Genomic DNA, 8,286 nt, shown 5'->3' with positions numbered 1-8,286 from the left:
TCTCGGCTGGTGAGAGAGAGTCTATCTTTCTCTAAAAAAATGGAGAATCACGTTGGGGAGCCCTTTGGTATTTTATCCATGACTACAATGCACAGCAAAGCAAAGGATTAAGCCGCCATCACTACTACCGAATCACCACCGGGGGAGATTCTGCTAATCTAAGAATAAGCAGTTTAAATGCGTCTTAGCTTACAATCGAGACAAAATATCAACGACTAGGATTAAATGGCTACTCATATTGTTACTGGTGTCGCGGGTTTTATCGGTTCTAACTTGGCACAAAAGCTTTTAGAACAAGGAGATCAGGTGATCGGTATCGATCAATTTAACGATTATTACGACCCCAGTTTAAAGCGCAAAAATGCCCATATTCTAGCAAAATATCCCGAATTTAAGTTAATTGAAGCGGATATACAAGCCCTTGACTGGCGACAACTGTTGCAAGGAGTAGAAGTATTATTCCATCAGGCAGCCCAAGCGGGAGTCAGAGCAAGCTGGGGTGATGGATTTCGTCAATATACCGAAAGGAATATAAATGCTACTCAAATTATTCTTGAGGCCGCTAAAGAAACCCCGTCTTTACAACGGATGGTTTTTGCTTCCACTTCCTCGGTGTATGGCAATGCGGAAACGATGCCGACTCCCGAAACCCTTTGTCCCCAACCAGTTTCACCCTACGGCATCACCAAATTAGCGGCAGAAAGACTCTGTTGGCTATATCACCAGAATTTTAACGTTCCCGTCACTGCCTTGCGTTATTTCACCGTTTATGGACCGCGGCAACGTCCCGATATGGCTTTCCATAAGTTTTTTCAAGCAGCGATCGCAGGTAAACCGATCGGCATCTACGGAGATGGCAAACAAACCCGCGATTTTACCTTTATTAGCGATGCTGTAGCCGCTAATTTAGCCGCTGCCCTAGTGCCGGAAGCGGTGGGGGAGGTGTTTAATATTGGTGGTGGTAGTCGCGTGGTATTGTTGGATGTCTTGGATACCATGGCAAAAGTCATCGGTAAACCTATCGAGCGATCGCATCAAGGACTCGCCCGGGGAGATGCCCGTCACACCGCCGCCGATGTCACCAAAGCCCGTACTATTCTAGGTTATAATCCCCAAGTCTCTTTAGCCGAAGGATTAGCCCAAGAATGGCAGTGGATTCAGGAATTATATTGTTAATGGTTAGGGTGTGTTAGGGCATCGTGACACACCTAAAAATCCCATCACGGGAGCAATTGCTTAATAATCAAAAAATCTCCCCATAAAAGGGAGATTTTGGCCAATATCTAGGGTTATACCCCGACAAATTACACCAATTTCAGATCGGGATAATTGGCGAGAATGTCGTCTTGACTGAGAATATCACCCTCGCTTTGAGGAGTCCAAATCACTTCTACCGCTAAAAGTCGATCGCCTCCCATACTACCAATTTGTTGCAGGGCTTGTTTCAAGTCTTGGGAATCATTAATTTTGGCTAGAGAAAATTTACCGACAATGCCGGCTAAAATAGTCACCAAAATATAGCCTTCCGGTGCGGTTTTAGCTAATTCCCCAGCCGATTCGGGTAAAATATTTTCTTGAGAACCTTGACGCAGTTGATTATTGTAATTAGTTAAGGTTTCCGCCGTTAGTTTACCGCGTTCGTTGAGAGACCACTGATTAAACTTCGCTTCTGCACTGCTGAGGCTGGTTTGTTGGCAATCGACGTTACCATAAACCCAGTATTCCGGATGACGTAACAGGGCGAGGGCCGATTCTTGTAAGACTTCGACGCGTCCCTCGGAGGTGCTAGTATCCACAGTTAGGGCGATTTGATTTAATTCTTGTTGCAGATAACGGGCATTAGCCAACAAACCCACCTGTACTTTAGCCACGGAGACGGTTTCATAACCGGATTCTATCGTCATACCGTTTTCATCACTGCCTCCACCATTACGGAAAGCATTAACGAGGAAATTGGCAATAGCAAAAAAGATTAACAGAGAAATTAAGCCACCGCCACCACCACCCCAAAAGAAGGGTAAGAGGAAGGGAAAACCAATACCTCCACCGTAACCGGGGGAACTGTAACCACCACCTCTAGAAGGGCTAATACTGCGACTAGGGGCGCGAAAACTACCGCCCCCCATTCTACCCCCCGATGCCGCCAAAGCACTGGAAACATTGCCTAAAATCAGCGTTGTCACTAATCCTAGAACTAATAGCGGCTTGGCAAGCGATCGAACTCTAGTTAAAATTTTGTCAATCATAAGAACACCGAAGCAACCCTTTATTTACTAGGATAACCAGTTTCTCCCTCAGGGATAGACAAACCCCGAATAGGGATAACCGATATCATTAGGAGAGAGGAGACAGGAGACAGGAGACAGGAGACAGGAGACAATTGATTATCTTCTCCCCACTCTCTTCTCCTCAACCCCCAACCCTCAAATTTATAGACCTTTACAGATCTCCGGCATGATTAATTTTTGAGGGTTTAAAAACGTCAAAAATAAGGATTAAGTTGGATAAAATCCCGAAATAGGCCATTTCATTGATTTTTATTCATTCTTAATTCTCCTGACTACTGACTACTGACTACTGACTCCTGACTCCTGACTCCTGACTCCTGACTCCTGACTCCTGACTCCCCACTCCCCACTCCCCACTCCCCACTCCCCACTCCCCACTCCCCATCTCCCAACCCCCAAATTTATGACTTGGAATTTCTCTTCTCCGACGGATTCGCCATTAAGCGATCGCGAAGTACCCTTAGAAAGTCATCATCTCTGGGGTAAACGTATTGCTTTACTGGTGACAGGAGGGATTGCGGCCATGAAAGCGCCGCTAATTGCCCGATCTTTGCGGAAATTCGGGGCTACAGTCGTGGCTTTTGTCTCGGAAGAAGCTTTAAGATACGTCACTAAGGAAGCTTTGGAATGGAGTACGGTTAATCCCGTAATTAGCCAATTAACGGCAAAAGCAGAACATTTAAGCGATCAATCTCCCTTTGATCTTTATTTAGTCGCCCCCGCTACCTATAACACGATTAATAAGTTTCGTTACGGAATCGCTGACGGAGTGATCACTTCATGCTTGGCCTCGGCCTTGGGACGACAGGAAAAGGGAAAAACTAAAATTCTGCTTGTCCCCACCATGCACGGCAGTTTACATAATGCTATTCTGACCGAATCTTTGCAAACTCTCGATCGCTGGGGAGTCCAGATTATGTCACCCCGGGATGATTACGGTAAGCACAATCTCCCCGGGGAAAAAGAGATTACCGTAGCAGCCTGTGGGATTCTCAGTAATTCTGTCCTGAAAAATAGGCCGATTTTAGTCACTGGTGGACCCACACCCGTTATTATCGATAATATTCGTCGTTTAACCAATCGTTTTACCGGACAATTAGGAGTCGCTATTGCAGAAGAATTGTACCTGCGCGGGGCAAAGGTGCAATTAATCCACGGACGCGGCAGCTATACACCTCCCGCTTATTTACCCCATGAAATTATTGAAACTTATGACGAGTATCTAGGGAAGGTTATGGGAGAATTAGGCAGTAAAGATTATAAATTTGGGATTTTTTCGGCAGCAGTGGCAGATTATCGCTTAGAAAGCCCTTTTTTGGGTAAAATTCCCAGTGGTGGGCAGTTAAATCTTAATTTTGTGCCGACGGAAAAAGTGATTGACAAGGTGAGAGAAAAATTTCCCGATTTAGAGATGGTCACTTTCAAGTATCAGGAAGGAGTCAGTCAGGAGGAGTTACTGGAAATCGCCCGTAAACGCCTAGAAAAGGGCTATCAGGCCGTCATTGCTAATAGGGGTGAGGAAAAGGGCGATCAAGGGGAACAGGTGGCTTATTTGGTCACAAAAGCGGCATTGGGGAAATTTATCGGCAAAAAAGCGATCGCTATTGGCATCGCCGAATATTTAGAACAGCGAGCCAAAAATGTTACAATCAAAAAAATTTAATATTTTTTAATATTAATTTGCAAAAATTTAGGGTAACACAGTCATGGGTAACATCAAGTTCGTCAAAGAGAATAAGATCGTGGTAGCGGCAGATGGAGCGAATTTACGAGAGAAAGCAATCCAGAATGGCGTTGATATCTACACTTTTGGCGGTAAATTGATGAATTGTGGCGGTTACGGTCAGTGTGGTACTTGTATAGTGGCAATTGTCGAGGGGATGGAAAATCTCTCGGCCAAAACCGACTTTGAACAGCGCTGTCTGAAGAAAAAACCCGAAAATTATCGTTTAGCCTGTCAAACCAGCGTTAATGGCCCTATTAGCGTCCAAACTAAACCAAAATAGCATTTAAGCGTCATGCCCCACCCCCAGCAACGCACCGGTGGGGAAGGTGCGGCGATTAGAACCATTGAGGCGTTCGATACCGGTGAAAATTGCCAGACAATATCACATAATTCCCTGAGCGACTTTTTCAGCAGACCCTAATTTATGTCTTGGGAAGACATCTCAGCGGATTTTTGTGATTTTTTCGCTGCTTTTTTGCCAGCCAAGGGCTGACAATCAAGAGATTTGCTAGAAAATATCGGCTTTACTGCATTTAAACTGCCTATTGGACATTTTAGTACAAAAGTACGAACTTCCTCTGATACCAAATCCCTTTTTAATAGTGTGATTAACTCTCAAGTTATGAATTGTTTCTCCCCACACCCCACACCCCACTATCCTATACTTTTTAAACAGGATTTAGTATGACTACTCCCCTCACCGCTCAGATAGCGATCGCTATCTGAGAAAGTTGCTCATTTTGTCATCTAGATTGCATCCTGATTGGAAACCTTTGGGTAATCTATGGGTACAGATACTCAAACCTCCCCTTCATCGGTGCGTTCCCAATAGGGATAATTTTTTTTCTCATAAACTTTACAATATTTAATAATTGTTGTAATATTGGTTAAACAACCAAGGTTCTTACTACTTGCCATTTATGCCCATAAACTCTATATATAGCCAAAAAAAGGACTATAGAGGCAATTAAATCTTCAATTAGATTTCTCTCTATCCTTGAGTAATCACTTACTAATCTCTTTACAAAACTAGAAAAAACCCTGATAGCATCTCCTTAACTGCCCCTGGGGAAGCGATCTGAAAAACGCCATCAATCCCTGAATATCAACCCTCAACCGACGCGCACTCATGAAAACCTCGAAAAACCCCACCGATCCAGTTCGCGCCTATCTCAGAGAAATTGGCCGAGTTCCCCTTCTCACCCATGAAGAAGAAATTCTCTACGCAAAACAGGTGCAAAGATTAATTTTTCTCGAAAAAATCAAGGAATCCCTAAGGGCGAAACTCGGCAGGGAACCCAGCGATCGCCAATGGTCAGAAGCGGCGGAAATTAGTGAAGAACAACTCCGTCGAGAATTGGGGGCAGGGGATTTCGCCAAACGCAAGATGGTAGAAGCGAACCTGCGTCTAGTGGTTTCCGTCGCTAAAAAATACCTAAAACGCAATCTAGATCTATTAGACCTCATCCAAGAGGGAACGATTGGGATGCAAAGAGGTGTGGAAAAATTCGATCCCACCAAAGGCTATCGCTTCTCCACCTATGCTTATTGGTGGATTCGCCAAGCCATCACCCGGGCGATCGCAGAAAAAAGTCGCACCATCCGTCTGCCCATCCACATCACCGAAAAACTGAATAAAATCAAAAAAGCCCAGCGTCAACTAGCTCAAGATAAAGGTCGCGCCGCCACCATTGCCGAATTAGCCGAGGAATTAGACCTAACTCCCAAACAGGTGCGAGACTACTTGGAAAGGTCTCGTCAACCCCTTTCCCTTGACTTAAAGGTGGGGGACAATCAAGACACGGAATTAGGGGAACTCTTGGAAGATACGGGACTTTCCCCCGAAGATTACACTGCCTATTCTTCCCTCCAAGTGGATTTGGAAAAACTGATGGCAGACCTCACCCCTCAACAAAAAGAAGTGATTTGTCTGCGTTTTGGTTTAGATAATGGGCAGCCCCTCACCCTAGCAAAAATTGGCGTTCGACTCAATATCAGTCGTGAACGCGTGCGTCAGATCGAACGAGAAGCGATCGCTAAATTAAGAAAACGCAAGGGCAACATCAGAGAATATCTAGCTAGTTAAGCTAGAAATAACCTAGAATTTGGGTCAAATTGAGCGTCTGGATAACAGCGAGAAAAATGACCCATTTCTAGATTCATCGGCGACTTTTCTCCGCTCTTATTTCTCTATTTATTCAAGATATTTTTTCAAAAAGAGAGCTAATTTTTCTTTAGTGGCGACGGGAACAGAATCTAGACGGGTAAGAATAGCGTATTTAAGGGCAGAATGAGCGGCGGAAACGGGAGGATTAGCTGCCAGACGACGCACCGTTTCTTGAATAACTTTTTGGGCATTAATAGCGTTATGGTGGAGATTTTCGATCACCATTTCTACCGTGACATGATCGTGGTCGGGATGCCAACAATCGTAATCGGTAACTAGGGCTAAGGTAGCGTAGGCAATTTCCGCTTCTCGGGCTAATTTGGCCTCGGTTAAATTGGTCATACCGATCACGGTTGCCCCCCAACTTCTATAGAGATTTGATTCCGCTTTAGTAGAAAAAGCCGGCCCTTCCATACAGAGGTATGTACCGCCGCGATGCAAGGTAACTTCCGGTAGGTTTAAACTAGCGACGGCATCCCCTAAAATTTCGGCTAATTGGGGACAAATGGGATCACCAAAGGCAACGTGGGCAACAATTCCCTCCCCAAAAAAAGTCGCTGTTCTCTCTTTAGTTCTGTCAATAAATTGAGCGGGAATGACTAAATCTAGGGGTTTAACTTCGGCTTTTAGGGAACCAACGGCCGAAGCGGAAATAATATATTCAACCCCTAATTGTTTGAGAGCGTGAATATTAGCTCGAAAGGGTAATTCGGTCGGTAAAAAATGGTGATTTCTGCCATGACGCGCTAAAAAGGCGACTTCTGTTCCCTCTAAAGTACCGAGAATTAAAGTATCAGAAGGAGAACCAAAAGGAGTAGCGAGGGATACTTCCCGCACATCCTTGAGGGCATCCATTTTATATAAACCACTGCCGCCAATGATGCCAATTTTTACCGTCGTCATAGTCTTGGAAAGAATTAGTTATCGTTGCCTTGATTTTACCATAATTGAGCGATCGAACTGTGATAATTTTTCCGTCAAGGCCTTACTTTTTCTTTTTCTTACCCTTGAGGGAACCATTAATTAAACCATTAAAGCCATAAATTTCTTCAGTTCCCGCGATGGTAACTAATTCCACCTCTTTCGTGTCTCCCGGTTCAAATCGAACTGATGTACCCGCGGGAATATTCAGATGGGTTCCTTTGGTTAATTCCCGCTGGAACTCCAGGGCCTGATTAACTTCATAAAAATGATAGTGGGAACCCACTTGAATCGGTCGATCGCCTGTATTAGCCACAGAAATACGCAGGGTGTCGCGACCGACATTAATCTCGATCGCCCCGGATGGTGTGATAATTTCTCCCGGAATCATAACTGCTAAAAATCTCCTGTTAGTGAATGGGATTGTGAACGGTAACTAATTTAGTACCATCGGGAAAAGTCGCTTCGATCTGCACTTCCGTAATCATTTCCGGGATACCTTCCATTACCTCCTCGCGAGTTAATAAAGTAGTGCCGTAACTCATCAATTCAGCCACGCTACGACCTTCCCTAGCACCCTCGAGGATGGCGGCGCTAATATAGGCGATCGCTTCGGGATAATTTAACTTGATACTGCGATTTTTGCGTCTTTCGGCGAGCAGTGCCGCCGTGAAAATGAGTAATTTATCTTTTTCTTGGGGCGAAAGTTGCATAGATAGGCCTTTTTTCACACAGATGCTAGGGTTATTGTAGTTCTTGGCCGGGTAGTTGTAGCGATCGAGTTGTGAAAATTTATCAAAAAGAGAAGAAACTTAAAAAAAAGGGAAACGATTGATAGGTATAGTTTTGAAAGAAGGAATTAAGGTGGAGGTAAGCAAAAAATGGAGAAATGGGCAGCCCAAGAATTACAGTATGCAGACCTAGGGGACACGAGAAGAAAAAAAAGGTTAATCAGTATCGTGGAAAACTTGGCTAGCCAATCTAGTACAAGTGTTCAACAAGCTTCGGGAAATCTAGCCGCCGCCAGTGCTACCTACGACTTTTGGAATTCACCCTATTTTCACCCCTCAGATCTAATTCCCGCCCAAGCCAAAAGTACAGTAGAAAGAATCAAAGAACATCCAATAGTTTTGGCAGTTCAAGACACAACCAGTTTAGACTTTACGACGCAAAAAGCCAAAAAG

The 8,286-nt window shown here is 44.5% G+C and carries 9 protein-coding genes; 5 read left to right on the top strand and 4 right to left on the bottom strand.

From position 1 onward, the window contains the following. Positions 1-225 precede the first annotated feature (225 nt). Positions 226-1,176 carry an NAD-dependent epimerase/dehydratase family protein gene (locus tag IM500_RS15085; RefSeq protein WP_061432678.1) on the top strand — a complete coding sequence of 317 codons (951 nt, stop codon included), beginning with the start codon at positions 226-228 and terminating at the stop codon, positions 1,174-1,176. Positions 1,177-1,304: 128 nt separating this feature from the next. Here the strand turns inward: IM500_RS15085 and IM500_RS15080 are convergent, their stop codons facing one another. Continuing rightward, on the bottom strand, positions 1,305-2,246 hold the full coding sequence (locus IM500_RS15080; RefSeq protein WP_190720639.1) for a DUF1517 domain-containing protein: 942 nt from the start codon (positions 2,244-2,246) through the stop codon (positions 1,305-1,307). A 445-nt stretch (positions 2,247-2,691) separates the two neighbouring features. On the opposite strand from IM500_RS15080, the gene IM500_RS15075 reads away from it, so the two are divergent. The 3 genes from IM500_RS15075 to IM500_RS15065 all read left to right on the top strand — a co-directional run bounded on the left by IM500_RS15075 (position 2,692) and on the right by IM500_RS15065 (position 6,100). Beyond that, entirely contained in the window at positions 2,692-3,951 is a 1,260-nt protein-coding gene (locus IM500_RS15075) for a phosphopantothenoylcysteine decarboxylase domain-containing protein (RefSeq protein WP_287738850.1), read from the top strand. 43 nt (positions 3,952-3,994) lie between these two features. After that, positions 3,995-4,294, top strand: coding sequence for a 2Fe-2S iron-sulfur cluster-binding protein (locus IM500_RS15070; protein WP_190720631.1), 300 nt, complete (start codon positions 3,995-3,997; stop codon positions 4,292-4,294). Between the two features lie 849 nt (positions 4,295-5,143). Beyond that, positions 5,144-6,100: an RNA polymerase sigma factor, RpoD/SigA family gene (locus IM500_RS15065; protein ID WP_002761297.1), complete on the top strand. Its 957-nt coding sequence runs from the start codon at positions 5,144-5,146 to the stop codon at positions 6,098-6,100. Positions 6,101-6,208: 108 nt separating this feature from the next. On the opposite strand, the gene IM500_RS15060 is transcribed toward IM500_RS15065, so the two are convergent. The 3 genes from IM500_RS15060 to ureA all read right to left on the bottom strand — a co-directional run bounded on the left by IM500_RS15060 (position 6,209) and on the right by ureA (position 7,815). After that, positions 6,209-7,084: an S-methyl-5'-thioadenosine phosphorylase gene (locus tag IM500_RS15060; RefSeq protein WP_190720628.1), complete on the bottom strand. Its 876-nt coding sequence runs from the start codon at positions 7,082-7,084 to the stop codon at positions 6,209-6,211. Between the two features lie 82 nt (positions 7,085-7,166). Then, positions 7,167-7,493 carry an urease subunit beta gene (locus tag IM500_RS15055; RefSeq protein WP_002738732.1) on the bottom strand — a complete coding sequence of 109 codons (327 nt, stop codon included), beginning with the start codon at positions 7,491-7,493 and terminating at the stop codon, positions 7,167-7,169. Between the two features lie 19 nt (positions 7,494-7,512). Then, positions 7,513-7,815 carry an urease subunit gamma gene (gene ureA, locus IM500_RS15050; RefSeq protein WP_125730725.1) on the bottom strand — a complete coding sequence of 101 codons (303 nt, stop codon included), beginning with the start codon at positions 7,813-7,815 and terminating at the stop codon, positions 7,513-7,515. A gap of 168 nt (positions 7,816-7,983) precedes the next feature. Here ureA and IM500_RS15045 point away from each other — a divergent pair. Continuing rightward, positions 7,984-8,286, top strand: a 303-nt coding sequence (locus IM500_RS15045) for an IS4/Tn5 family transposase DNA-binding protein (protein ID WP_287738848.1), incomplete at its 3' end; no start/stop codon positions are given.

Source organism: Microcystis sp. M179S2 (genome assembly GCF_020245805.1).
Classification (GTDB): Bacteria; Cyanobacteriota; Cyanobacteriia; order Cyanobacteriales; family Microcystaceae; genus Microcystis; species Microcystis aeruginosa.
This window is presented reverse-complemented; position numbering and strand designations above follow the sequence as displayed.

What these genes read in the sequence shown, in the direction of transcription:
- IM500_RS15085 (WP_061432678.1), top strand. Translation starts at nt 226, where the DNA reads ATGGCTACTCATATTGTTACTGGTGTCGCGGGTTTTATCGGTTCTAAC.
- IM500_RS15080 (WP_190720639.1), bottom strand. Translation starts at nt 2,246, where the DNA reads ATGATTGACAAAATTTTAACTAGAGTTCGATCGCTTGCCAAGCCGCTA.
- IM500_RS15075 (WP_287738850.1), top strand. Translation starts at nt 2,692, where the DNA reads ATGACTTGGAATTTCTCTTCTCCGACGGATTCGCCATTAAGCGATCGC.
- IM500_RS15070 (WP_190720631.1), top strand. Translation starts at nt 3,995, where the DNA reads ATGGGTAACATCAAGTTCGTCAAAGAGAATAAGATCGTGGTAGCGGCA.
- IM500_RS15065 (WP_002761297.1), top strand. Translation starts at nt 5,144, where the DNA reads ATGAAAACCTCGAAAAACCCCACCGATCCAGTTCGCGCCTATCTCAGA.
- IM500_RS15060 (WP_190720628.1), bottom strand. Translation starts at nt 7,084, where the DNA reads ATGACGACGGTAAAAATTGGCATCATTGGCGGCAGTGGTTTATATAAA.
- IM500_RS15055 (WP_002738732.1), bottom strand. Translation starts at nt 7,493, where the DNA reads ATGATTCCGGGAGAAATTATCACACCATCCGGGGCGATCGAGATTAAT.
- ureA (WP_125730725.1), bottom strand. Translation starts at nt 7,815, where the DNA reads ATGCAACTTTCGCCCCAAGAAAAAGATAAATTACTCATTTTCACGGCG.